The 25,072-nt window shown below is 63.5% G+C and carries 23 protein-coding genes and 1 tRNA gene; 12 read left to right on the top strand and 12 right to left on the bottom strand.

Annotated elements, in window-relative coordinates; genetic code table 11:
* Positions 1–48 precede the first annotated feature (48 nt).
* Positions 49–729: an SGNH/GDSL hydrolase family protein gene (locus tag ORS3428_RS10685; RefSeq protein WP_071097249.1), complete on the top strand. Its 681-nt coding sequence runs from the start codon at positions 49–51 to the stop codon at positions 727–729.
* A 284-nt stretch (positions 730–1,013) separates the two neighbouring features.
* Positions 1,014–2,015, top strand: a complete 1,002-nt coding sequence (locus ORS3428_RS10680) for an MBL fold metallo-hydrolase (protein ID WP_071097246.1) — start codon at positions 1,014–1,016, stop codon at positions 2,013–2,015.
* 223 nt (positions 2,016–2,238) lie between these two features.
* On the opposite strand, the gene ORS3428_RS10675 is transcribed toward ORS3428_RS10680, so the two are convergent.
* Positions 2,239–2,315 (bottom strand) — tRNA-Arg (locus ORS3428_RS10675).
* Positions 2,316–2,476: 161 nt separating this feature from the next.
* Positions 2,477–3,640: a M20 aminoacylase family protein gene (locus ORS3428_RS10670; RefSeq protein WP_071097244.1), complete on the bottom strand. Its 1,164-nt coding sequence runs from the start codon at positions 3,638–3,640 to the stop codon at positions 2,477–2,479.
* 213 nt (positions 3,641–3,853) lie between these two features.
* On the opposite strand from ORS3428_RS10670, the gene ORS3428_RS10665 reads away from it, so the two are divergent.
* Positions 3,854–5,026, top strand: coding sequence for a D-alanyl-D-alanine carboxypeptidase family protein (locus ORS3428_RS10665; RefSeq protein ID WP_071097400.1), 1,173 nt, complete (start codon positions 3,854–3,856; stop codon positions 5,024–5,026).
* 15 nt (positions 5,027–5,041) lie between these two features.
* Positions 5,042–6,151, top strand: a complete 1,110-nt coding sequence (locus ORS3428_RS10660; RefSeq protein WP_071097398.1) for a CobW family GTP-binding protein — start codon at positions 5,042–5,044, stop codon at positions 6,149–6,151.
* A 7-nt stretch (positions 6,152–6,158) separates the two neighbouring features.
* Here the strand turns inward: ORS3428_RS10660 and ORS3428_RS10655 are convergent, their stop codons facing one another.
* The 5 genes from ORS3428_RS10655 to ORS3428_RS10635 all read right to left on the bottom strand — a co-directional run bounded on the left by ORS3428_RS10655 (position 6,159) and on the right by ORS3428_RS10635 (position 10,029).
* On the bottom strand, positions 6,159–6,392 hold the full coding sequence (locus ORS3428_RS10655) for a sulfurtransferase TusA family protein (protein ID WP_071097241.1): 234 nt from the start codon (positions 6,390–6,392) through the stop codon (positions 6,159–6,161).
* 9 nt (positions 6,393–6,401) lie between these two features.
* Entirely contained in the window at positions 6,402–7,694 is a 1,293-nt protein-coding gene (locus tag ORS3428_RS10650; protein WP_071097239.1) for a L,D-transpeptidase family protein, read from the bottom strand.
* 207 nt (positions 7,695–7,901) lie between these two features.
* A complete protein-coding gene (locus ORS3428_RS10645) occupies positions 7,902–8,852 on the bottom strand; it encodes an acetyl-CoA carboxylase carboxyltransferase subunit alpha (protein WP_071097237.1) in 951 nt (316 codons plus the stop codon).
* Positions 8,853–8,951: 99 nt separating this feature from the next.
* Entirely contained in the window at positions 8,952–9,866 is a 915-nt protein-coding gene (locus tag ORS3428_RS10640) for a site-specific tyrosine recombinase XerD (protein ID WP_071097234.1), read from the bottom strand.
* Positions 9,867–9,876: 10 nt separating this feature from the next.
* Complete coding sequence (locus ORS3428_RS10635; protein WP_040973583.1) at positions 9,877–10,029, bottom strand: hypothetical protein; 153 nt, start codon at positions 10,027–10,029, stop codon at positions 9,877–9,879.
* 192 nt (positions 10,030–10,221) lie between these two features.
* Between ORS3428_RS10635 and ORS3428_RS10630 the strand changes: the two genes are divergently transcribed.
* Genes ORS3428_RS10630 through ORS3428_RS10620 form a run of 3 tightly spaced genes read left to right on the top strand, consistent with a single transcriptional unit; the run spans position 10,222 to position 12,841 of the window.
* The gene (locus ORS3428_RS10630) at positions 10,222–10,836 is read left to right on the top strand and encodes a shikimate kinase (RefSeq protein WP_071097395.1); all 615 of its coding nucleotides are present in this window, start codon (positions 10,222–10,224) and stop codon (positions 10,834–10,836) included.
* Positions 10,833–11,954, top strand: coding sequence for a 3-dehydroquinate synthase (gene aroB, locus ORS3428_RS10625; protein ID WP_071097232.1), 1,122 nt, complete (start codon positions 10,833–10,835; stop codon positions 11,952–11,954). Before ORS3428_RS10630 ends, aroB begins: the two co-directional genes overlap by 4 nt.
* Positions 11,951–12,841 carry an HlyC/CorC family transporter gene (locus tag ORS3428_RS10620; protein WP_071097230.1) on the top strand — a complete coding sequence of 297 codons (891 nt, stop codon included), beginning with the start codon at positions 11,951–11,953 and terminating at the stop codon, positions 12,839–12,841. Before aroB ends, ORS3428_RS10620 begins: the two co-directional genes overlap by 4 nt.
* 110 nt (positions 12,842–12,951) lie before the next feature.
* Here the strand turns inward: ORS3428_RS10620 and ORS3428_RS10615 are convergent, their stop codons facing one another.
* From ORS3428_RS10615 to ORS3428_RS10605, 3 genes are read right to left on the bottom strand one after another with little or no spacing between them, the layout of a single operon-like run.
* The gene (locus ORS3428_RS10615) at positions 12,952–14,496 is read right to left on the bottom strand and encodes a SpoVR family protein (protein ID WP_071097228.1); all 1,545 of its coding nucleotides are present in this window, start codon (positions 14,494–14,496) and stop codon (positions 12,952–12,954) included.
* A gap of 11 nt (positions 14,497–14,507) precedes the next feature.
* Positions 14,508–15,818 carry a YeaH/YhbH family protein gene (locus ORS3428_RS10610; RefSeq protein WP_071097225.1) on the bottom strand — a complete coding sequence of 437 codons (1,311 nt, stop codon included), beginning with the start codon at positions 15,816–15,818 and terminating at the stop codon, positions 14,508–14,510.
* A gap of 19 nt (positions 15,819–15,837) precedes the next feature.
* Positions 15,838–17,787 carry a PrkA family serine protein kinase gene (locus ORS3428_RS10605; RefSeq protein WP_071097223.1) on the bottom strand — a complete coding sequence of 650 codons (1,950 nt, stop codon included), beginning with the start codon at positions 17,785–17,787 and terminating at the stop codon, positions 15,838–15,840.
* A gap of 297 nt (positions 17,788–18,084) precedes the next feature.
* Here ORS3428_RS10605 and ORS3428_RS10600 point away from each other — a divergent pair, with 297 nt between their 5' ends.
* Positions 18,085–18,897 (top strand): alpha/beta hydrolase, encoded by an 813-nt coding sequence (locus ORS3428_RS10600; protein ID WP_071097220.1) that lies wholly within the window; start codon positions 18,085–18,087, stop codon positions 18,895–18,897.
* Position 18,898: 1 nt separating this feature from the next.
* Here the strand turns inward: ORS3428_RS10600 and ORS3428_RS10595 are convergent, their stop codons facing one another.
* A complete protein-coding gene (locus ORS3428_RS10595; protein ID WP_071097218.1) occupies positions 18,899–19,201 on the bottom strand; it encodes a BolA family protein in 303 nt (100 codons plus the stop codon).
* 135 nt (positions 19,202–19,336) lie between these two features.
* On the opposite strand from ORS3428_RS10595, the gene ORS3428_RS10590 reads away from it, so the two are divergent.
* The 4 genes from ORS3428_RS10590 (at position 19,337) to ORS3428_RS10575 (ending at position 24,040) form a co-directional block, all read left to right on the top strand.
* Complete coding sequence (locus ORS3428_RS10590) at positions 19,337–19,960, top strand: J domain-containing protein (RefSeq protein WP_071097216.1); 624 nt, start codon at positions 19,337–19,339, stop codon at positions 19,958–19,960.
* Positions 19,961–20,083: 123 nt separating this feature from the next.
* Positions 20,084–21,070 (top strand): cobaltochelatase subunit CobS, encoded by a 987-nt coding sequence (cobS, locus tag ORS3428_RS10585; RefSeq protein ID WP_071097214.1) that lies wholly within the window; start codon positions 20,084–20,086, stop codon positions 21,068–21,070.
* Between the two features lie 52 nt (positions 21,071–21,122).
* A complete protein-coding gene (gene cobT, locus ORS3428_RS10580; protein ID WP_071097211.1) occupies positions 21,123–23,021 on the top strand; it encodes a cobaltochelatase subunit CobT in 1,899 nt (632 codons plus the stop codon).
* Complete coding sequence (locus tag ORS3428_RS10575) at positions 23,018–24,040, top strand: esterase-like activity of phytase family protein (protein ID WP_071097208.1); 1,023 nt, start codon at positions 23,018–23,020, stop codon at positions 24,038–24,040. Before cobT ends, ORS3428_RS10575 begins: the two co-directional genes overlap by 4 nt.
* Before the next feature lie 42 nt (positions 24,041–24,082).
* Here the strand turns inward: ORS3428_RS10575 and ORS3428_RS10570 are convergent, their stop codons facing one another.
* The gene (locus ORS3428_RS10570; RefSeq protein WP_244507915.1) at positions 24,083–24,886 is read right to left on the bottom strand and encodes a hypothetical protein; all 804 of its coding nucleotides are present in this window, start codon (positions 24,884–24,886) and stop codon (positions 24,083–24,085) included.
* Positions 24,887–25,072 lie beyond the last annotated feature (186 nt).

The following is a 25,072-nucleotide window of genomic DNA, read 5'->3' as shown; positions in this document are numbered from 1 at the left end:
GGCGGGACGGCCAATGATCAATCGCATATCGGAAAATGGATTGGAGACATGAGCGAAAGATCGATTCTGTGTTTTGGCGATTCGCTGACCTGGGGCTGGATTCCGGTCATGGAGGGATCGCCGACCCTCCGCTATTCCTATGAGGATCGCTGGACCGGTGCGATGGCCTCGCATTTTGGCGACGGGTATCACGTGATCGAGGAGGGCTTGAGCGCGCGCACCACCAGTCTCGACGATCCCAACGATCCGCGCCTCAACGGCAGCGCCTATTTGCCTTCGGCCATCGCCAGCCACCTGCCGCTTGACCTGGTCATCGTCATGCTCGGCACCAACGACACCAAGTCGTTCTTCCGCCGCACGCCCTATGAGATCGCCAACGGCATGGCCAAGCTCGTCGGCCAGATCCTTACCAGCGCCGGCGGCGTCGGCACGCCCTATCCGGCGCCACAGGCGCTGGTGATCGCGCCGCCGCCGCTGACCCCGATGCCGCATCCCTTCTTCCAGGGCATGTTCGCGGGCGGCCATGAGAAGACGGCCGCGCTCGCGGCCGAATATCGCGCCATGGCCGACTTCATGAAGGTCGATTTTCTCAACGCCGGCGATTTCATCACCACAGACGGCTGCGACGGCATCCACTTCACCGCCCAGAACAACCGCGACCTCGGCAAGGCCATTGCCGCCAAGGTCCAGGAGATTTTCGCGCGTCAACCCGATCTCAAGGTCGCCTGAGGGTTTGCGAGCTTTGCCGCGCATCGGCCCCTCCAGACCGATGCGCCGATCGCGGGACCGGCGCGGCACCGCCGGCCCGCACCTTTTCAATTGATCGGCCCGGCTGCGACCTTAGCGTGAGTTGATCATGCAGAGGCGGTAATGCCGCGTTGCGGGGGGGTCGCCAGAGCCGCTCAGGAGGATCCTTGCTGGCGGGTCGGTCCGTTTGCCGGCTTCCAGCGGCAGACGGAACGAACGGCCTGCGTCCAGAATTGTTGGAGGATGCAACTTTCGCGTTCCCGGCCATGACGCTTCTCGTCCAGCCGCGCCTTGTAAACGAGCCGTTTTCCGACCCGGGGCTGCTTCTCGACTTTCGCTTCGGCGGCAGGGCGGTGCTATTTGACCTCGGCGACCTGTCGGCGCTTTCGCCGCGTGAGATCCTGCGCGTTTCGCACGTTTTCGTGTCGCACATGCACATGGATCACTTCAGCGGGTTCGATCGCCTGCTTGGAGTGTCGCTCTACCGTGACCGGCAGGTCCACATCATCGGACCGCCCGGACTGGCAGATGCAGTCGAGGCCAAGCTCAGGGCCTACACGTGGAATCTCCTCAACGAGCGGTCACAAGACTTTACGATCCTCGCCTCTGACTGGACAGAAGAAGGCTTTGCCACTGCGGCCGCCTTCCGGGCGCGCCGGGCCTTCGCACGGGAGGAGTGGCAGAACCCGGACACTCAGTTCGCCTTGGACGATCCGGAGTTCGTGGTCGAAGCCGTCACGCTCGATCACGGTATTCCTTGCCTGGCCTTCGCCTTCCAAGAAAAACTGCGGGTCAACGTGCACAGGTCGCGTCTGGACGAACTTGGCCTTCCTGTCGGGCCTTGGCTCACATACGCCAAGCGAGCGGTGCGACGCGGCGCCGATGCGGCCACCGAATTCACGCCGACTGCGGGAAGGAAGACGACGCTCGGGGAACTGCTGCGGGTCCGCGCGCTGGCCTGCGGACCTGGTCAGCGCATCGCCTATGCAACCGATTTAGCCTTCGGTCCGGAGAACGTCACACGTCTCTGCAGCCTGGCTCGCCGTGCCGATCAGCTTTTCATCGAAGGCGGGTTCCTGGACGAAGACCGGGACCTCGCAGCGTCGAAGAAGCATCTGACCGCCGCTCAGGCAGGTACGATCGCCAGGCAAGCCGGCGCGATCTCCGCTCATCAGATGCATCTTTCGCCTCGGTATCTCGGACGTGAGGACGAATTGCGGGCCGAATTCGAAGCCGAATTTCTCCGGGGTACCGTTGCGGCGAGTTAGACCCCGCTCCCCTTCAGGCCCGTACTGCTATGATCGGCGACAATGGTCGCAGGCGAACTCGTCCGGGTATCCGACACGCAGCCGCGGCGCGATGTTCCCGAAGGAGCTGGGGGATAGCGCTCACGACGCGGGGCCGGCGCTATCCTGGTCGGCGCATTGCGGAACAGGAAGGACACGAGCGAGATCAGGTCGCTTATCCAGGCCGAGAGACCCCTTGCAAATATGGTGATCCCGACAGGAATCGAACCTGTGACCTACAGATTAGGAATCTGCCGCTCTATCCTACTGAGCTACGGGACCACGCGGCCCGACACATAGCCGCTTCAGGCCGGTTCGCCAAGAGCTGCGTTGTGCGCAATCGATGCCCTGCGAAGCATCTTGGGTGCCCGGCCTTCCTGTCAGGTCGGACTCCAGACCGGGCAGGAACGGCGGGAAGCCCGCCGTTCCTGATCGCGAGAGCGTTAGGCGGCGAGCGCCGTCTCCGCCAGCCGCACCCAGTAGCTCATACCGTGCGGGATGACCTCGTCGTTGAAGTCATAGGCCGGATGGTGGAGGCCGGCCGAGTCGCCATTGCCGATGAAGATGAAGGCACCGGGGCGCGCCTCCAGCATGTAGGAAAAATCCTCGCCGCCCATCACCGGCTGGATGGCGCGGTGGACATGCGCGTCGCCGGCGACGTCGGCGGCGACGTCGCTGGCGAACACCGTCTCTTCCGGATGGTTGAAGGTGACGGGATAGTTGGCGTCGTAGTCGACCTCGATCGTCGCGCCGAAGGCCGACGCAAGCCCAGCGCAGATGGTGCGGATGCGCTCTTCGGCTTTCCTGGCCACTTCCTTCTTCAGCGTGCGCACCGTGCCGGCGATCTCGGCTTTCTCCGGAATGACGTTATAGRCATCGCCGGCGTGGAATTTGGTCACGGACACCACCACGGACTCGACCGGATCGGTGCTGCGCGAGGCAATCGTCTGCAATGCGCTGACCAACTGACTGGTGACGACGATCGGATCGATCGTGCCATGCGGCATCGCCGCATGGCCGCCGTGTCCCTTGACGGTGATGGTGAATTCGGCCGTCGCCGCCATGATCGGGCCGGGCTTGATGGCGAACTCGCCGACGGGAAGGCCGGGCATGTTGTGCATGCCGAACACCTTCGTGATGCCGAAGCGCTCCATCATGCCGTCCTTGACCATTTCGTTGCCGCCGCCGCCGCCTTCCTCGGCGGGCTGGAAGATCACCGCCACGGAGCCGGCGAAATTGCGCGTCTCGGCGAGATATTTGGCGGCGCCGAGCAGCATGGCGGTGTGGCCGTCATGGCCGCAGGCATGCATCTTGCCGGGAACGGTCGACGCATACGACTTGCCGGTGATCTCGTTGATCGGCAGCGCGTCCATGTCGGCGCGCAGCCCGATGGCTGGCCCATCGCCCTTGCGGCCGCGAATGATGCCGACCACACCTGTCTTGCCCAGACCTGTCACAACCTCGTCGCAGCCRAAGGACTGCAGCTTGTCGGTGACGAAAGCGGCAGTCTGAAACACATCGAAGTTGAGTTCTGGCGTCTGGTGCAGATGTCGTCGCCAGCCGGCGACTTCTTCCTGCATTTCCGCGGCACGGTTGAGAATCGGCATGATCGGTCCATTTCTTTGTTGGGGCAGGCGGCTCAGGCCTGCTCAGCAATTGTGATTCTCTGGCGCTTTGCCATTTTGGCGTCACATAGGATAAATAGCACGCAAGAATGTGGTCCGGGGTCGAGGGTCGGTCCGCAGCATGCCGGCTATCGCGTAACGAAATCTTACGGAGCCTGCGGCAATTACGGCAAGAGGCGATTTCGGATTTCCATGATGCGGCAAAGGCGTTTCCTCAACCTATTGCTTGCGGGGGCGCTGGCGCTGCCGATGTTTGCCGGCGCGGCGCGCGCCAATCCGGTAGTGCTGTTCGACCTGAAGAGCGGCAAGGTGCTGGAGCATCAGGACGCCTTCAAGCGCTGGTATCCGGCCTCGTTAAGCAAGCTGATGACGGCCTATGTGACGTTCCGGGCGATCGCCGCCRGCGAGGTGGCGCTCGATTCGCCGATCAAGGTGACGAAGCATTCRGCCGGCGAACCGCCGAGCAAGATGGGCTTCAAGCCGGGCTCCGTGGTGCGGCTCGATAATGCGCTGAAGATGATGCTGGTCAAATCGGCCAACGACATCGCCATGGCCATCGGCGAGAATATCGGCGGCTCGCAGGCGGCCTTCGCCGACCGGATGAACGCCGAGGCCGGCCGGCTCGGCATGACCGGAACGCATTTCGTCAATCCGAACGGCCTCTATTCGCCCGACCAGTACACGACCGCGCGTGACCTCGCCGTTCTGGTGACGGCGATCCGCAACGACTTCCCGCAATACGCGCCGTGGTTCTCCATCGAAGGACTTGCCGTCGGCAAGAAGGCTCTGCCGAACTATAACCTGCTGATCGGGCGCTATCCCGGCGCGGACGGCATGAAGACCGGCTTTGTCTGCTCCTCGGGCTTCAACATGATCGGTTCGGCGAYGCGCAATGGCCGCACCCTGGTAGCCGTGGTGCTGGGCGAGAAATCGGCCATCAGCCGCGCCGAGGCCGCGGCGAAGCTGCTCGACCAGGGGTTCGACATGCCGGCCGCGGGCTCGACAAGCTTGGCGGCACTGCAGCCCTATGGCGACACACTGACGCCCAACGACTTGCATGACGAGATCTGCAAGAAGAAGACGAAGCACGAGCAATCCGAGGCCGCGCCGACCGTCGCCGCCAAGGRCAAGGCGAAATCGCCCTATCAGGTGAAACTCGACCACCCGACACTGATCGCGGTCGGTCTCGGCGGCGCGACCGGACCGGCGCCCAAGGCCTTCGTCGATCAGGGCAGCCAGGAGTATGCCGACGTGCCGCTACCGACGTGGCGGCCCGACAAGCCGTTGCCGGACGGCGCCGAGCCGGCACCGGTCCCAACAGCCGCTGCCGCCGCGCAGGGCGACCAACCGGCCAAGGCGGCCAACTAGCCGGTGACCGGCCAGATGAGCGGCGGTTTTCCCATTCCCGTCTCGGTGCTCACCGGCTTCCTCGGTGCCRGCAAGACGACGCTGCTCAACCGGCTGCTGAAGAATCCGGCCCTGGCCGACACGGCCGTCATCATCAACGAATTCGGCGAGGTGGCGGTCGACCATCTGCTGGTCGAGCAGGCCTCGGACGGCATCATCCAGCTTTCCGACGGCTGCCTCTGCTGCACAATCCGCGGCGACCTCGTCGACACGCTGGCCGATCTCGTTGACCGGCTGCAGACCGGCCGTATCGCCAGACTTGCCCGCGTCGTGGTCGAAACCACCGGTCTTGCCAACCCTGCGCCGGTGCTGCAGTCGATCATGGCRCATCCGGCGCTGGTGCAGGCCTTCCGGCTCGACGGTGTCATCACCTTGGTCGACGCAGTCAACGGCGAGGCCACGCTCGACCATCATGTCGAGGCGGTGAAGCAGGCGGCGGTCGCCGATCGCATCGTGCTGACCAAGACCGACCTTGCAGATGCGGGCGATGTCGAGGCGTTGCAGGCAAGGCTCAGGCAGATCAATCCGGGCGCCGTTCTGCTCGACGTCAACGAACCCGCCACAGGCGCGGCATCCCTGTTCAATTGCGGCCTCTATAATCCCGAAACCAAGAGCGCGGATGTGCGGCGCTGGCTCGGCGAGGAGGCGGCGCATGATCACGACCATCACCGTGATGACGACGATCATGACCACCATGATCACGACCACCATCGCCACGACAGCCGCGTGCGCTCGCACTCGCTCGTCCACGACGGACCGGTGCCGTTCTCGGCGATCGAGATGTTCCTGGATCTCCTGCGCTCGACGCATGGCGAGAAGCTGCTGCGCATGAAGGGCRTCATTGAACTGATGGAGGATCCGTCACGGCCGCTGGTGATCCACGGCGTGCAGAAGATCCTGCACCCGCCGGCAAGGCTGCCGGCCTGGCCGGACGACCAGCGCGGCACAAGGCTGGTGCTGATCACGCTCGATATGCCGGAGGATTATGTCCGGCGGCTGTTTTCCGCCTTCACCAACAAGCCGTCGATCGATACGCCGGACCGGACGGCGCTCGAGACCAATCCGCTGGCGATCCCCGGGCTCTAAGGCAGAGTCAGGCGCGGCCGCGTTCGACCAGGAAGCGGTGGCCGCCGTCGACCGCCTCCGTCTCGATCAACTGGTGGCCGGCGTCGGTGCAGAAGGCCGGAATGTCGATCACGGCCAGCGGATCGGTGGTTTCCAGCCACAGGCGGCTGCCCGGCCGCATCGCGGCCAGGCGCTTGCGGGCCTTGAGCACCGGCAGCGGGCAGTTCAGCCCTTTCAGATCGTAGACGGCGGATCCGGCCAAGTCGAAAACTCAGCCGCCGAACATGCCGAGCAGCTTCTTCTTCAGCTTCGAGACCRTGCCTTCGTCGGCGCTTGCCGCCTGGGTCTCGACCGCCGCCGCGGCCGGCTGCGTCATGYCCGCGGTGACCACCGGCTGCTGGGCCGCCTGCTTGGCGGCTTCCTTCTCGGCCAGTGCCTGCGCCTTGGCTRCTTCCTTGGCGGCCCTGGCCGCCTCGATCGCCGCCAGCCGCTGCTCCTCGGCCTTGCGCTTGGCTTCCTTCTCGGCGTCGAGCGCGGCCATCTTGCGCCCGAGCGGGGAATCGATGCGGCCCATGCGCGTGGTCTCGGTCACCGATCCGTCGGCATTCATCGACGGCGGGTCGATCGGCACGCGCTCGCCGCGGGCGCGGCGCTTCGACCAGTCGGAGACGATGCTAGCTTCCTTGATGCCGGCGATGGCCGGCTTGGGCGGCAGCATGCTTCCCTTGATGGCGGCGTTGAAGGCAGTGTCATAGCGCTTTTCGTAGTCGGCATAGGCGGTCTTCAGCGAGTCCGGCTGCGTCGTTTCGGGGCAGGGGCCGGTCGGGTTGAAGGTCGTGCCTTCAGGCGCAACCTGGTTGAAGACGTAGCGCTTCTCGCAGACGTCGACCTTCGGCGGCACCTTGGTGATCTCGAAATTGTCGTAGCCGACCTTCAGCATCTTCCAGAACTCGTAGTTCGGGTCGTTGCGGTAGCGCGCCATGTTGGCGGCGGTYATGCGGAACGGGAAGGCCTGGATCTGGAACTCGGTCTGGCCGCCCTCGAAGGCGTCGCGGCCGAAGGCGTAGATCTRCTCGATCTGCGCGTCGGTCATCGAATAGCAGCCGGACGACGAGCAAGCGCCGTGCACCATCAGGTTCTGACCCGTGCGGCCGTTTGCCCGGTCATAGGCGTTGGGGAAGCCGATGTTGAAGGACAGATGGTAGTGCGAGCGTGGATTCATCTGCGACGGGCGCACCGTGTAGAAGCCTTCGGGCGCCTGGCGATCGCCCTCGGTGTATTTGGGGCCGAGCTTGCCCGACCATTTGCAGATGTCGTAGGTGGCCACAAGATCGTAGCGGCCGTTGGTCTTGGCCTTCCAGATCTCGAGCTTGCCTTCCTCCTTGARGATGCGCGCCATCACCGACGAGGTTCGCACCATGCCCTTGGCCTTCATGTCGGCGAGGATCTTGTCCGGCAGCGGCTTGTTGGCCTCGGGCGCGAAATCCCTCATCGACGAATCGTTGCAGCCGGCAACGCCTATCGACGCGATCAGGACTCCGGTGCGGGCAAGCTTGGCAAACATCGGCAAGGCTATGTCTTTTCTTTCGGGCCAATGGCTTCGGCACGGCCGGCCCGCACGCTGAACACCGGAGGACCGTAAGCCCGTTAACCTTGAAAATTTCTTACCGCAAGCCTTGGCAAACCCCTCACGGCATTTTCATTGAGCCGAATCCGGCGGCATTTTTGTGGCAAAAATGCTCAATCTGGCCACAGTTGAAAGTGTGGCGGGTCAGAGGCTGCGGCCCATCGCCAGATATTTCTCGCGGCGCTGCTCGCGGAAATCGGTGTTGGCGCCGGCAAAATCCTTCATCGTCTTGGCGATGAGGTCCCCGGTGGCGGCAATCACCGCGTCCGGCGCGCGCTGGGCGCCGCCGATCGGCTCGGGAACGATGGCATCGATGATCTTCATCTCGAGAAGATCCTGGGCGGTGATCTTCATGCTGGTCGCCGCGTCCTTGGAGCGGGTCGTGTCTCGCCACAGGATCGAGGCGGCGCCCTCGGGCGAGATCACCGAATAGATGGCGTGCTCCAGCATGTAGACGCGGTTGGCGGTGGCGATGGCAATGGCGCCGCCGGAGCCGCCCTCGCCGATGACGACGGAAATCGAGGGCACCTTGAGCGCCAGGCAGGCCGAGGTCGAGCGCGCGATGGCCTCGGCCTGGCCGCGCTCCTCGGCGCCGACGCCGGGATAGGCGCCGGCGGTGTCGACCAGCGTCAAAAGCGGGATCTTGAAGCGGTCGGCGAGTTCCATCAGCCGCACCGCCTTGCGATAGCCCTCGGGCCGCACCGAGCCGAAATTGTGCTTGATGCGGCTTGCGGTGTCGGAGCCCTTCTCCTGGCCGATCACCGCCACCGGCTCTCCGCGGAAGCGGGCGAAGCCGCCGACGATCGCCTGGTCGTCGCCGAAATTGCGGTCACCGGCCAAAGGCGTGAAATCGCTGAACAGGCCCTTGATGTAGTCGACGCAATGCGGCCTGTCGGGATGGCGCGCGACCTGCACCTTCTGCCACGGGGTGAGTGCCTTGTAGAGATCGCGCAGCGCGTCGCGCGAACGCTTTTCCAGCCTGCCGATCTCGTCGGCGACGTCGACCGCCTCGCCGCTCTCCGCCAGCTTCTTCAGCTCAAGGATCTTGAGCTCCAGATCCTGCACCGGCTTTTCGAAATCGAGGTAATTGTACATGCTTGGGCGGACCGATCCGTCGGAAGGCAATGGCTGGCGGAACCCTGGAAATGCTGGCTCCGGGCGGTGGAACGTCGCCCTCACATAGCGGTATGAGGCCTAGTCGGCAAGCGGGTGATGGTCGTTGACCAAGCGCACCAGCCGCTCCTCCAGCACATGGGTGTAGATCTGCGTGGTGGAGATATCGGCGTGGCCAAGCAGCTGCTGCACGGCACRCAGATCGGCGCCGTTCTGCAAGAGATGACTGGCAAACGCATGGCGCAGGACATGCGGCGAGATCTTGGCCGAAGCGATGCCGGCCCTGGCCGCCAGGCCTTTGAGATCGCGGGCGAAGACCTGACGGGAGAGGTGGCCGCTGTCGGAGGCGGCGGGAAACAGATAGGGGCTGTCGGCAAAGGCCGGTCTGGCAGCCCGTTCCGAAAGCCATGCGCGCATGGCGGCGCGCGCCTTGGCGGACAGCGGCACCATGCGCTCCTTGTCGCCCTTGCCGCGCACCATGAAGAAACGGTCGTCGCGTAACGCCACCGTCACCGGCAGACCGACCAGCTCGGAAACGCGCAGGCCAGTGGCATAAAGCACCTCGACCAGTGCATGCAGGCGCAGCGCCGCCAGCCGGTCGCCGTCCGGCGCGGCAGCGGCCGCCTCCTCGGCCGCGCGGTCGAGCAGGCGGCCGGTCTCGGCTTCGGTCATCGTCTTCGGCAGCGGCCGGCCCTTCCTCGGGCTGTCCAGCGTGCCGGTCGGGTCGTCGCTGCGCAGGCCTTCCGCATAGAGGAATTTGAAGAACTGGCGGATCGCCGACAGCTTGCGCGCCTGCGAGGTCGGCGCGAAGCCGCGCGCCGCGATGTCGTCGAGATAGGCGCGGATTTCGGCCGCGCCCGCCTGCGCCAGGCCGCCGCCGATCGCGGCGGAAGCATCCTCCAGGTCGCGGCGGTAGGAGGAAAGCGTGTTGTCCGCCGCCCCCCGCTCGGCGCTCATCATCTCCAGAAAGGCTTCGATGCGCGCCACGCTGCTCATATCGGCGGGCTCAGTTCTTCTTGGGATTGAGCTTTTCCGCGGGAATGCGCACGCTCATTTCCGCCTTCCTCGGCTCGACGAACATCGCCAGCGCGAACATCGCGCCGTAAGCAATGCCTGCAAGAACCGCGAGCGTCACGACAAAGCGAAACAATGTCGGCATTCAGCTTTCGCCCGTCTTCTTGTGCTGCGATTCCAACCCTGTGCCCTTATGGGACGCCAATCCGGGCAATTCAAGGACGAAGGATTTCGTCGACGAGGGTTCCGTTGGAAAGCCGCCCGCTCCGGTCGCTGCGGCGCCGTGCTTGACGCAAACAGGCTTTTGATGTCGATACGGCGCAAAGAAGGGTTCCGCATGAACGCGCTACCAGCAAATCCGCCGGACGAAGGTCGTGCCGCGCTGCTCGAGCGGCTCGGCAGCCGCTCCATCGTCTTTGTCGGCCTGATGGGTGCCGGCAAGACGGCGATCGGCCGCAAGGTGGCGACGATGCTTTCGCTGCCCTTCATCGACAGCGACCAGGAAATCGAGAGCGTGTCGCGCATGACCGTGCCGGAACTGTTCGAGCGCTATGGCGAGCCCGAGTTCCGGGCGCTGGAGCAGCGGGTGATCCTGCGGCTCCTCGAGCACGGGCCGCAGGTGCTTTCGACCGGCGGCGGCGCCTTCATGAACGCGCAGACGCGCGAGGCGATCGCGGCGCATGGCGTGGCGGTCTGGCTGAAGGCCGACCTCGATCTCCTGATGGAGCGGGTCTCGAAAAAGCAGAACCGGCCGCTGCTCAAAGATCCCGATCCGCGCGGCGTGCTGGAAAGGCTGATGGGCGAGCGCTATCCGGTTTATGCCACGGCCGACATCACGGTCGCGACCCGCGACGAGCGAAAGGAAGTGATCGCGGGCGAGGTGGTGTGTGCCCTTTGCTCCTATCTCGGGATCGCCGCGATCGCCACCAGCGACGACGAGGTGGAGCAGTGATTGATACCGAACCGGTGAAAGTCGAGGTCGGGCTCGGCGACCGCGCCTATGACATACTGATCGGCCCCAGTCTGCTCTCCCGCGCCGGGACCGAGATTGCGAACCGCCTTCCCGGCACCCGTGCGGCCATCGTCACCGACGAGAACGTCGCCGCCGCGCATCTCGAAGCTCTGAAGGCCGGCCTTGAGAAAGGCGGCATCCAGGCCGCCGTCGTTACGCTTCCGGCCGGCGAGAAGACGAAGAGCTTTGCACATCTCCAAGAGGTGGTCGACGGCGTGCTCGCCGCCAGGCTCGAACGCCGCGACGTCGTCGTAGCACTCGGCGGTGGCGTCATCGGCGACCTTGCCGGCTTTGCCGCCGGCATCGTGCGGCGAGGCATGAACTTCGTGCAGGTGCCGACCACCTTGCTTGCGCAGGTCGATTCCTCCGTCGGCGGCAAGACCGGCATCAACAGCGCCCGCGGCAAGAACCTCGTCGGCGTCTTCCATCAGCCCAAGCTGGTACTGGCCGATACCGGTGTGCTCGACACGCTGCCGATTCGGGAGTTCCGCGCCGGCTATGYGGAGCTCGCCAAATACGGTCTGATCGACCGCCCCGCCTTCTTCGCATGGCTGGAGCAGAACTGGCAAAAAGTGTTCGCCGGCGGCCCGGAGCGGGCGGAGGCGATAGCCGAGGCCTGTCGCGCCAAGGCCGATGTCGTCGCCCGTGACGAATTCGAGACCGGCGACCGCGCGCTGCTCAATCTCGGCCACACATTCGGTCACGCGCTCGAAGCCGCCACGAATTATGACGGCGCCCGCCTCGTCCATGGCGAGGGCGTCGCCATCGGCATGGCGCTGGCGCACCGCTTCTCGGCGCGCCTCAATCTGGCAAGCCCGGACGATGCGGAGCGCGTGGAGGCGCATCTTCGCGCAGTCGGCCTGCCCTGGCGCATGGCCGACATTCCCGGCGACCTGCCGGACGCCGAGGCGCTGCTCGGCTTCATCACCCAGGACAAGAAGGTTTCGCGCGGTGCGCTCACCTTCATTCTGACGCGCGGCGTCGGCCAGGCTTTCATCGCCAAGGACGTGCCGCCCTCCGAAGTGCTGTCCTTCCTCAAGGCGAGCCATCCGGGATGAGCGACGCCGGCTGGATCGTTGCAGCCGTGCTCGCCGCCGTCGTCGTGCTGGCGCTTGTGTCCAGCACACGCCTGCTTGCCGCTTTCGGCTACACGCTGCAGCCGATCGATCCCGATGATCCGGAGGATGAGGAGCCGGACGAGAATGGTGACGACGCCCGCCGCAACGGGCAGGCGCGCGAAGACCGCGACCGGCTGGGCGAGCTTTTCGATCTCGAGGAGCTCGAAGTGTCGGATGTGATGGTCCATCGCACCAACATGCGCTCCGTCAATGCCGACGATCCGCCGGAAATGGTGGTGCGCGAGATCCTGCAGAGCCCACACACGCGCATGCCGCTCTGGAAAGGCTCGCTCGACAACATCGTCGGCGTGCTGCACGCCAAGGACTTGCTGAGGGCGCTGAACGAGGTCGGCAACGACTTTTCCAGGATTGACGTGACAAAAATCGCGTCGAAGCCTTGGTTTGTGCCCGACACGACCACCTTGCAGGACCAGCTCAACGCCTTCCTGCGCCGCAAGGCGCATTTCGCCATCGTCGTCGACGAATATGGCGAGGTCGAAGGGCTGGTGACGCTGGAGGACATCATCGAGGAGATCGTCGGCGAGATCGCCGACGAGCATGATGTCGACGTGCAGGGCGTCAAGCAGGAGGCGGACGGTTCGGTCGTCGTCGACGGCACGGTGCCGATCCGCGATCTCAACCGCGCGCTCGACTGGGACCTGCCGGACGAAGAGGCCACGACGATCGCCGGCCTCGTCATCCACGAGACGCAGACGATCCCCGAGGAGAAGCAGGCCTTCACCTTCCACGGGATGCGCTTCGTGGTGATGAAGCGCGACAAGAACCGCATCGCGAGGTTGAGGATCAGGCCCGCCGGCGACGGCTAGAGCGGTTCACCGCTTCACGGAAACGGCAAACCGCTCTATTCCTTTGTTTTTACGCAATTCCGGACGGAAAACCGTGTCGCACTTTTCCTGGAATTGCTTTTGGGCTCGGGTCAAAGCTCCCTTGTCGAGCGCTCGCTGAGCATAGCGCCGGTTTCAGCATCGATTGCCGCCAGGCTGACGTCATAGCCCCACAGGTTTCGAATATGGCGAAGGGTCGCGTCGCGGCTGGCGTGCTCGAGCATGATGCCGTCCTTCACAGAGTGCTGAAGGCGCAGATGCCGGTCGCCCAACAGGTCCACGTCCACCACTTGGATATCGGGCCGGGTCGCCCCCACGTCGTAGCTTTGGGCCAGCGCGGTCCTAATCTTGGCATAGCCCCGCTCATTGTGGATCGAGGCGACTTCGTAGTGCGGCTCGTCGGCGCCGTCGGCCAGCACGAAAAGCCGCCACTTCCGGATCAGGGTCGGGCTCAGATACTGGCGGATGAAGGATTCGTCGCGGTGGTTGGCCCAGGCATCGAGCAAGGTGTCGCGCCAGTCGCCACGGCCGGCGATGTCCGGAAACCAGTCGCGGTCCTCCGCCGTCGGCTCGGTCGAGATGCGCTGGATGTCCTGCATCATGTCGAGACCCAGCGCATAGGGATTGATGCCGGAAAAACGCGGATCGTCGAAAGCCGGTTGGAAGATCACGTTGGAATGGTTGCGCAGGATCTCGATCATGGCGCCTTCRCTGATGCGGCCGCGGTCGAAAAGCATGTTCATGAGCGTGTAGTGCACGAAGGTGGCGCAGCCCTCGTTCATCACCTGGGTTTGYCGCTGCGGATAGAAATACTGCGCGATGACGCGGACGATCCGGATGATCTCGCGTTGCCAGGGCTCGAGGACGAGACTGTTTTTCTCGAGGAAATAGAGCAGGTTTTCCTCCGGCAGGTTGAGCGACCTCTTGCGCTCGRCCACGGCGTCACTGTCTGGTGCCGTCTTGTCGGTCTCCGGCGAAGGGGGCAGCGTGCGCCWCAGATCGTTGTAGGACCGCTCCTCATATTCGAGGCGCTCGCGCAGCCCTTCGCGCTGCTGCTCCGACGTCAGCTTCGGCGGCCGATGATATCGGAATACGCCCTGTTCCATCAGCGCATGGACGGAATCGAGCACCGCCTCCACGGCGGCCAGGCCATGCCGCTCCTCGCATCGGGTTATGTAGCTTTTGGCAAAATCCAGATAGCTCAGGATGCCTCCGGCGTCCGTCCATTGCCGGAACAGATGATTATTCTTGAAGAAATGGTTGTGCCCAAGCGCGGCATGGGCGGTCACCAGGGCCTGCAAGGCCATGGTGTTTTCCTCCATCAGGTAGACGATGCAGGGATTGGAGTTGATGACCAGCTCATAGGCCAGTCCGCGCCTGCCCTTGCGGTAGAGCAGCTCGTTGTAAAGGAAATGCTTGCCGAAGGACCAATGCTGATACATCAGCGGCATGCCGACCGAGGAATAGGCGTCTAGCATCTGCTCGGAGGAGATGACCTCCATCTGCACAGGGTAGATGTCGAGGCGAAGCTCTTCGATCCCGACCGCTTCGATCTCGTCGTAGACCCGCGACAGTTTCTTGAAGTCCCAGTCCGAGCCGGAAAAAAGCAGTTCGGTTTTGCGCGCCTGACTGACCATTGGTCAAGCCCTCAAGCGCCTTTGCGCAGGGCCGGCTGCCTGGCGAAGAGCTCGCGAAAGAYCGGGTAGATATCGGCCGGGGCAGCGATGCGCCTTATCTGGAAGTTCGGCCATTTCTCGTCGACTGCGCTGTAGGCGCGCCAAAGCGTCGTCCCATTTTCTGTCGTGCCGAAAATGTGGCTTTCCCGTTCGTCGATGATCTCCACATAGGCGAAATACTGGCAAAGACGCATAAGCTTGCCGTCAAGCAGCTCTATGCAGCGCTCCGAGTCGGTGGCGAAATTGTCGCCGTCGGAAGCCTGGGCGGCGTAGATGTTCCATTCGGCGACCGGATAGCGCTTTTCGATGATGCGGTGCATTTCCTCGAGTGCCGTGGAAACGACGGTGCCGCCGCTCTCAGTGTGATAGAAGAAGGTGTGCTCGTCCACCTCCTTGGCCTCATGGGTGTGGCGAATGAAAACGATGTCCGTCCTCTCGTAGCRCCGCGTCAKGAACAGATGCAGCAGCACGAAAAAGCGTTTGGCCAGATCCTTCTCGCGCTCTCCCATCGATCCCGACACGTCCATCAGGCAAAACATGACGGCGCTGGCATTCGGCACCGGCTGGGGGTCGAAGCGGTTGAACCGAATGTCGACCGGATCGACATAGGCGATCCGCCTGCGCCGGCGTTCAAGGCGCTCCAGTTCCTTGCGCAGAGCAGCGATCCGTTCGCTGATCTCCTCGTTTGGCGGCTTCGCTTCCAACTCGGCGATCTGCTGAGCGATGGCGYCCAAATCCTCCTGCTTGGGTCGCTTAAGCGCGATGCGGCGCCCGTGGCTGTGCCGCATCGTGCGCCCGACATTGATGTTGGTCGGCGACCCGGTCGCCGCGAAGCCTGCCCGCTTCGGCTTGAAGGTGAGTATCTGCTTGAGATTGAGCTTGACCAGATCGGGCAGTTCGAGGTCCTCGAAAAACAGGTCGAGCACTTCCTCGCGCGACAGCACAAAGCGAAAGTCGTCTTCGGATTCCGTGGTTCCCGGACCCGAGGGGCCGGCGCCCCCGCCGCCAGGCTTGGGGATGAGATCACCGGGTGTGAACGTCCTGTTGCCTGGCAGGATATGCTGGCGCCGGCCACTATCCTTGGCGTCGTTGAAGGTCGGCTCGCTGGTGCCTTTCTGCGGCATCGGCACGGAATGCTCGCGGTCCAGGTCGGCGATGCGGCCTGTGCGGACGTGGTCGCGAATGCTCCGCTTGAGCTCTTCCCTGGCGCGCCTGAGGAAGCGCTGACGGTTGCCCAAGCTCTTGTCTTTCGGGTTCAGGCGGCGGTCGATAAAGATCGGCATGGAACCGTTCCGGCTTTGCTCAGCCCGCCTTGTTCACGCGCATGTACCAGTCTACCAGCCGGCGCACCTGCCGCTCGGTGTAGCCGCGCTCCACCATGCGCTGCACGAATTCGTTGTGCCGCTTTTCCGTGACGCTGTCCTGCTTGGAGCCGAAGCTGATCACCGGCAACAGATCCTCGACCTGGCCGAACATGCGCTTCTCGATGACCTCGCGAAGCTTTTCATAGCTTGTCCAGGACGGATTGCGGCCATGGTTGCGCGCCCGGGCGCGCAAGGTGAATTTGACCACTTCGTTGCGGAAGTCCTTGGGATTGGCGATGCCGGCCGGCTTTTCGACCTGCGACAGTTCCTTGTCCAGGATCTCGCGGTTGAGGATCTGCCCCGTATCGGGATCCTTGTAGTCCTGATCCTCGATCCAGGCATCCGCATAGGCGATGTAGCKGTCGAACAGGTTCTGGCCGTACTCGCTATACGATTCCAGATAGGCTTTCTGGATCTCGTGGCCGATGAACTCGGCATAGCGCGTCGTGAGCTCCGACTTGATGAACTCGAGATAGCCGGCTTCCGTCTCCTTCGGGAATTGCTCGCGCTTGATCGCCTCCTCGAGGATGTACATCAGATGCACGGGGTCGGCGGCGACCTCCTTGGTGTCGTAGTTGAAAGTCTGCGACAGGATCTTGAAGGCAAAGCGCGTGCTGACGCCGGTCATGCCTTCGTCGACGCCGGCGGCATCGCGATATTCCTGAACCGACTTCGCCTTCGGATCGACCTCCTTGAGGTTCTCGCCGTCATAGGCGCGCATCTTGGTGTAGAGCGGCGAATTGTCGTGCTCGGCAAGACGGGTCGAGACCGTGAAGCGGCTGAGAATGTCGAGCACTTCAGGCGCGCAGGGGCTGTTCGCCAGATCGCTCTCGCGCAGCAGCTTCTCGTAGATCTGCCTTTCTTCGGTGGTGCGAAGGCAATAGGGAACTTTGACCACAAGGATGCGGTCGAGAAAGGCCTCGTTGTTCTTGTTGTTCTTGAACTGCTGCCATTCCGACTCGTTGGAGTGGGCAACGACAATCCCCTGATAAGGGAACGAGCCGAAATTCTCGGTGCCGTTGTAGCTGCCCTCCTGGGTCGCCGTAAGCAACGGGTGCAGGACCTTGATGGGCGCYTTGAACATCTCGACGAATTCGAGCAGGCCCTGCGTGGTCCGGTTCAAGCCGCCGCTGTAGGAATAGGCGTCCGGATCGGACTGGCTGTAGTTCTCCAACTGCCTGATGTCGACCTTGCCGACCAGGGCCGAGACGTCCTGGTTGTTCTCGTCACCAGGCTCAGTCTTGGCGATGGCGATCTGGCGAAGCCGCGACGGCAACAGCTTGACCACGCTGAATTTGGAAATGTCGCCGGAAAGTTCATCCAGGCGCTTGGCCGCCCAGGGCGAGATGAGGCCGTGGAGGCGGCGGCGGGCAATCCCGTATTTGTCTTCCAGCAGATCGCCCATCCGGTCGGGATGAAAAAGGCCGAGYGGCGATTCAAAAATCGGGCTGATCTGATTGCCGACCTTCAGCGTGTAGATGGGCCGCTGCTCCATCAGCCTCTTGAGACGTTCGGCGAGCGACGACTTGCCGCCGCCGACCGGGCCGAGGAGGTAGAGGATCTGCTTGCGCTCCTCGAGTCCCTGCGAGGCGTAGCGGAAATATCCGGCGATGCGCTCGATCRTGTCCTCCATTCCGTAGAAGTCGGAGAAGGAGGGGTACACCTTGATGGTGCGATTCGAGAAAATGCGCCCGAGCCGCTCGTCCTTGCTGGTGTCGACCAGGTTCGGTTCGCCTATCGCCTCGACCATACGCTCAGGTGCCGAGGCATACATGGATTTGTCCTCGCGGCAGGCTAGCAGATATTGCTGGAGACTGATTTCTTCCTGGGCCGCGTTTGCGTAAATCTCCGAAAACAGATMGAAGACGTCAGATTGGTTCTCGCGCATGATGTTTTGCTCTCAGAGCCCGTTCTGATAGCCAGTCGGCTCATCATACATTCAACTGCCGGGATGCATTGTGGTTCCCTTCACACGAAGAAGAGCTGATGCATTCCGGCATCGACCTCCGTGAGGGCATTCGATGTGGTCGAAGATGCCCCCGCTCGATGAATACGTGGTGATTGCGAGCGGACCTTCAAGGGCGGATCAGGTTCTGCGTCCGCATGTCGCCATTATTGATCCTAAACTGGGCGGGAATGGGGTGGATGTCTGCACTCGGTCGCCGCAAAGCGGCCGGAGGTGGTGATGATCGATCGACGCAGCCTCATCGTGGCAGCCATGGCGGCGATGCTGCCGGCCGGCGTATCGGCAGCTTGGCGCCGGCGTCAGCCGGTGCCGCAGACGCGCGACTACGGACCGGCTAAGCTCGACATCTACGCACGCGACGGCGCCAAGGGCCAACCTGTCGTCTTCTTCATCCATGGCGGCGCCTGGCGGCTCGGCAACCRCAATAACGTCAACGCCAAGCCAGCCTTCCTGCTCGACAACGGCTTCGTGTTCGTCTCGATCGACTATCGCATGTTGCCTGAAGCCGATGTCGCCACCCAGGCAGGCGGCGTCGAGAAGGCCTACGCCTATGTGCGGGCCAATATTGCCGCATATGGCGGCGATCCGAGCCGCATAGCGGTCATGGGCCACTCGGCCGGCTGCCATCTGGCGGCGCTGACCGGGCTTCGCGGCGGCTTGCCCGGTGTCGCCGCCCTGGTGCTCGACGACACCGAGGCCTATGACCTCGAGGCCTTGGCCAGGGCGCAGGGTGGCAAGCTGCGGCCGGTCTACGCGCAGGCATTTTCAGACCCGAGCCAATGGCGGGCGCTCTCGCCGGCGACCTATATCGGCACGGCCAAGCATCCGCCGGTCTTTGTCGCCTATTCGAACGCGCCGATCCGCGCGGCCGCCGCGCATGAGTTCGTGGACCAGCTGCGGGCGGTGGGAACAAAGGTTACGCTGTTCGACGGCAGCGCCTATTCGCATATGGCGATCAACCGCCGCTTCGGCGAGGAGGGCGATGCGCTGACCGCGGCGGTGATGGCCTTCCTGAGGGCGACGGTGGTGTGACCTACCAGCGTGTCTGTTCGCCGGGCGCCRCCGGCTCGATCGCCAGCGCATGCACGCCGGCTTTTAGTTCGTCGGCAAGCAGTTGGTTGACGGCGCGGTGGCGGTCGATCCGGCTCATGCCGGCAAAATGCGGCGAGACGATACGGATGCGGAAATGCGTCTCGCCAGTGCCGTCAAAGACGGCCTCGTGCCCGTGCTCGACGTGGTGATGGCCGGCATGGAGGTGGCTTTCGTTGATGACGGCGAGCTTTTCCGGCGAAAACGCCGCCGTCAGCTTGCTTTCCATCTTCGACTGTATGGACATCGGAGCTTCCCTTCACCACATCTGCGGCAAGCCGCAAAATCCGCGTTTTCGATCGCTTTTTAGCCGCGATTCAGCGGTTAGGGCGATCATCTGCGAAATGTCAATTCTTGTTTCGCAATAGCGAACAGCCCATAAATGGGTGAGATGAAACCGTATCCCAAATATTTCGAAAAAATTCGCATCCGGCCGGAAAAGGACGCGGAGCTGAAGTCGCGCGCGCCGATCTGCCAGTGGGACGGTTGCAGCGAGGCAGGCACGCACCGCGCTCCGGTCGGACGCCTGAAGGAGGGCGAGTATTTCCGTTTCTGCTTCGAGCATGTGCGCGAGTACAACAAGAGCTTCAACTATTTCTCGGGCGTGTCGGACAGCGAGATCGCGCGTTTCCAGAAGGAGGCGCTGACCGGTCACCGGCCGACCTGGCGCATGGGCGTCAATGGCGGCGGGATGCGCTCGGCGCCGGACTTCGCGCAGATGCGTTCGGGGCGCGCCGGCTACTACAACCGCATGCGCGATCCCTTCAATCTCTTCGGCGGCGGGACGCGGGAAGCGCGCGAGCGCAAGGCAAAGCCGCTTGAGGCCAAGGCGCTGGAAACGCTTGGYCTTGATACAAAGGCGACTGGCAAGGATATCAAGGCGCGCTATAAGGAACTGGTCAAGCGCCACCATCCGGATGCGAATGGCGGCGACAGAGGTTCGGAAGACCGGTTCCGCGATGTGCTGCAGGCCTATCGCGTGCTCAAGCAAGCAGGATTGTGCTGAGCGACCCTACGGTTCGTGTCGTTTTCCAACTTTCATAAGGTTGGAAAAGGCTCTAAGACCGCCCCCGAACAAAATCGATTGCCGGCGAAACGCGGCGTTTCGCCCGTGGAGACGTTGATAGAGATGAACAAGGTCGATCGCGACATCGCCAACCTGCCCGACACGACGGTGTCGGTGAAGGAGAAATTCGGCTTCGACTCCAAGATGGTCGTCCCCGCCTATTCGGYCGCGACCGAGCACGTGCCGGATGTCGACCCGGACTATCTCTTCGACCGGGCGACGACGCTGGCGATCCTCGCGGGCTTCGCCTACAACCGCCGCGTCATGGTGTCGGGCTATCACGGCACCGGCAAGTCGACCCATATCGAGCAGGTCGCGGCGCGCCTCAACTGGCCCTGCGTGCGCGTAAACCTCGACAGCCATGTCAGCCGCATCGACCTCGTCGGCAAGGACGCGATCGTCGTCAAGGAAGGCCTGCAGATCACAGAATTCCGCGACGGCATCTTGCCCTGGTCCTATCAGCACAATGTGGCGCTCTGCTTCGACGAGTACGACGCCGGCCGCCCGGACGTGATGTTCGTCATCCAGCGCGTGCTGGAATCGTCGGGCCGATTGACGCTGCTCGACCAGAGCCGCGTCATCCGCCCGCATCCGGCGTTCCGGCTGTTCGCCACCGCCAACACGGTCGGCCTCGGCGACACCACCGGCCTCTATCACGGCACGCAGCAGATCAACCAGGCGCAGATGGACCGCTGGTCGATCGTCACCACGCTCAACTACCTGCCGCACGACAACGAGGTGAACATCGTGCTGGCCAAGGCCAAGCACTACCGCGACAACAAGGGCAAGGACATCGTCAACAAGATGGTGCGCGTCGCCGACATGACGCGCTCGGCCTTCATCAATGGCGATCTCTCGACCGTGATGAGCCCGCGTACCGTCATCACCTGGGCCGAGAACGCCGAGATCTTCGGCGACGTTGGCATGGCGTTCCGGCTGACCTTCATCAACAAATGYGACGAGCTGGAGCGTTCGGTGGTGGCCGAATTCTACCAGCGCGCTTTCGGCGAGGAATTGCCGGAGAGCGCCGCCAACGTCGTGCTCGGGTAAGCGCGTACCGGAAGGCCTAGCCTTTCGGGCCAAATCGCGCAGGGAATGATCGATGGCGGGTCCAGGCGACAACACGCGCAACAAGCCGAAGAACGGGTCTGAAGCGGACAGCTTCAAGCGCGCCGTCACGGTCTGCATGCGCGCCGTCGCCGGCGACAAGGAGCTCGAGGTCGCGTTCGCCAAGGACCGGCCGGCGCTGGCCGGCAGCCGYGCACGCCTGCCCGAGCTGCCGAAGAAGGCTACCCGCAACGACATCGCGATCACGCGCGGCATCGGCGATTCCATGGCGCTGAAGCGCGCCTGCCACGACGCGCGCATTCACAGCAAGCTGGCGCCGGAGGGCAAGCTCGCGCGGGCGATCTTCGACGCCGTTGAACAAGCGCGCGTCGAGGCGATCGGCAGCCGCGCCATGCAGGGCGTGGCCGACAATATCGGCTCGATGCTCGAGGACAAATACGCCCGGGCGAACCTCGTCGATGTCAGGGACAAGGCCGACGCGCSGCTCGAGGAGGCAGTGGCGCTGATGGTGCGCGAGAAGCTCACCGGCCGTGCCGTGCCGAAGAGYGGCGAGCGGCTGGTCGATCTGTGGCGGCCCTGGGTCGAGGAGAAGGCGAGCGACGACCTTGACGGGCTGTCGGCCAAGCTCGACGACCAGCAGGCCTTTGCCCGCGTCGTGCGCGATATGCTCGTCTCCATGGAGATGGCCGAGGAGCTCGGCGACGACCAGGAGACGGAGGACTCCGAGGAAAACGAAGAAAACGAGCAGCAGGGCGAGGAGCAGAGCGAGGAAGGCGGCGAGGACGATTCCGGCTCCGAGCAGTCGCAATCCGAGGATGCGGAAGCTGCGGCCGACGAGGAAGAGTCCGCCGAGACGGAGGCGACCGACGCCACCTCGGACGACCTTTCCGACGAGGACGATTCCGATGCGGAGACGCCCGGCGAGGCGCGCCGCAACGACAATCCGTTCCTCAACCTGCCGAAGGAGATCGATTACAAGGTCTTCACYACCGCCTTCGACGAGACCGTCGGCGCCGAGGACCTGTGCGAGGAAGAGGAGCTCGACCGGCTGCGCTCCTTCCTTGACAAGCAGCTCGCCAACCTCTCCGGCGTCGTCGGCCGGCTGGCCAACCGGCTGCAGCGCCGCCTGATGGCGCAGCAGAACCGCTCCTGGGATTTCGACCTGGAAGAAGGGTATCTCGATCCGTCGCGGCTGGTGCGCGTCGTCATCGATCCGATGCAGCCGCTTTCCTTCAAGCAGGAGCGCGACACCAAGTTCCGCGACACGGTGGTGTCGCTGGTGCTCGACAATTCGGGCTCGATGCGCGGCCGGCCGATCACCGTCGCCGCGACCTGCGCCGACATCCTGGCGCGCACGCTGGAGCGTTGCGGCGTGTCTGTGGAAATTCTCGGCTTCACCACGCGGGCGTGGAAGGGCGGGCAGGCGCGCGAGAAATGGCTGAAGGACGGCAAGCCGCCGAATCCGGGCCGGCTCAACGATCTGCGCCACATTATCTACAAGTCCGCCGACCATCCGTGGCGGCGCGCGCGCCGCAATCTCGGCCTGATGATGCGCGAGGGGCTGCTCAAGGAGAACATCGACGGCGAGGCGCTGCTTTGGGCGCATAACCGGCTGATCGGCCGGCCAGAGCAGCGCAAGATCCTGATGATGATCTCGGATGGCGCGCCGGTCGACGATTCCACCCTCTCGGTCAATCCCGGCAATTATCTGGAGCGCCATCTGCGCGCGGTGATCGATCTCATCGAAACACGCTCGCCGGTCGAGCTGCTCGCCATCGGCATCGGCCACGATGTCACGCGCTACTACCGGCGCGCCGTGACCATCGTCGACGCCGAGGAACTGGCGGGTGCCATGACCGAGCAACTGGCGTCGCTGTTCGACGAGGAGAGCGCGCGCGACCTGCGACGCGGCGGCCTGCGGCGCGTCGGATGATCCTTTCGCCGGGCGGGATACGGCAGGCCCTTCTCGCTTGCGCGCTGGCCTGCACGTCTTTTTCGCCGGCATTCGCCGAGGCGCGCGGCCCGGTCGAGGCGGTCGAGATTTCGGCGCGGCCGATCACTGAGTTCCATATCGGACGCGACGAGAAACTGTTCGGACCGCTCGAATTCGTCGGCGGGCTGGAGATGACCTCGCCGTCGCGCGATTTCGGCGCGCTGTCGGCCATTCGCTTTCTCAAGCCCGGCAGCGATTTCATCGGCGTTGCCGACACCGGGTTCTGGTTCTTCGGCACCATCACGCGCGATGCCGGCAAGCGTCCCTCGGGCGTGTCGAATTTCCGCATGCAGCGGATGGTCGACGCTTCGGGCCGGCCGATCGACAAGAAATGGGAGGTCGACGCTGAGGGGCTCGCCGTCAAGGACGGCATCGCCACCGTCGGTTTCGAGCGCGATCAGCGGATCGTCCAGTTCAGGATCGACCCGGACAATATGAAGGCGCCCTTCAAAACGCTCGACTATCTGGTTCCGGCCGAGGAACTGCGCATGAACCGCGGCTTCGAGACGGTCACGCATGCCAATCCTTCCGGCCAGCACGAGGGCGGCCTGGTCGTGGTTTCGGAAAAGAGCCTCGACAAGGCGGGCAACGTCTATGCCGCCATCATAGAGGGACCGCGCAAGGGCGTCTTCACCGTCAAACGCGCCGGCGATTTCGACATCACCGACGGCGCATTCCTCCCGGATGGCGACCTGCTGCTGCTCGAGCGCAGCTTCTCGATGGCGGGCGGGCTGAAGATGCGGCTGAGACGCATCTACGGCGAGAGCGTCGAAARGGGCGCCGTCGCCGACGGCCCGGTGCTGATGGAAGCCGACATGGGCTACCAGATCGACAATATGGAAGGGCTCGACGTCTGGACTCGGGACGACGGCGCGCTGATGGTGTCGCTGGTATCGGACGACAACCACTCGATCCTGCAGCGGAACCTCTACCTGGAATTCATCCTGCACCAGGACTGAGCGTTGCGGGCCGGTGCGGATTCGGCGCCGGCCGCCGAGGAGCTACCGGGAAAGGTGGCGGAATTCATTCGCCAGGAAATTGCCCACGCGTTTGCCCCGGTTTCGCACCTTCAGCGTCACGGTGTTGTCCACGAAGTAGGTGTGCAGGATGGAATCCCGCGTGCGCACTTCCGGGCCGACGGTGTCGACGGAATGYCAGGTGTTGGTCCCGACCGCGAACGCATAGCCTGTGTTGGGCGAAAACGGCATCCGGTGCACCATCTCAAAACCGCCTTCCGGCTTCTTCCGATCGAAGCGGGTACCGATATGGTTGATGCTGTCATCCTCAGGCAGGTAAAATTGAACCGTGATGCCCTTCCATTTCGTGTCGGTGTGGGAGCCGATTTTATAGCCCGCCACATCGCGCGTCAGCATAGGCACCGGGTACATGTCCGTCTTCATGAAGTCCGACCCGAACCGGCGCTCCAGCCCGGGCGCCAAGCGACGCTTGAATGCCTCCTTCAGCTCCGGCGCATGCAGGGCCTTGCCGACCAATGCCCACACGGCCCGCTTCTCGGCCGGCAGGTGTCGGATGTATTCCGGATACAGGTCGATCTTGATCCGGGTGGCGGTGCCGTCAGCCTGGATGTTTACGTTGTTGCGTCCCTTGAGCGCTCGATACTCGCGCGCCTCGGGCATCGCGGCCCGCATGCGAAGATACAGGTCAGCCGGAAAAACATCTGTCATTTCCAGATGCCAGAACGGCGTGTCCACAAAGGCGGCGCGGTTCACGGCATCCACAATATGAGAGATGACGTGTTGCAGCGTTTCAGTTGGCTGAGCAGCCACGCGAGCTGTGACTGACAAAATATCGTCCCCCCATAACCAGATCGAATCCCRTCTCGTTCAACATAGCTCCATATGGATATATTGCCAACCAATGCATGTCGCCCAAAGGTTCGCAGCGGTTTTTGGGGGAACAACATGCATCAAAACAAAGACTTAAAGCGCGTCGTCTGWACAGGTTTCTGCGCGGCGCGCTTTAAAGTGCAG

Origin of the sequence: Mesorhizobium sp. ORS 3428 (assembly GCF_001854785.1) — a bacterium.
In the GTDB taxonomy this organism is placed as follows: Bacteria; Pseudomonadota; Alphaproteobacteria; order Rhizobiales; family Rhizobiaceae; genus Mesorhizobium.
This window is presented reverse-complemented; position numbering and strand designations above follow the sequence as displayed.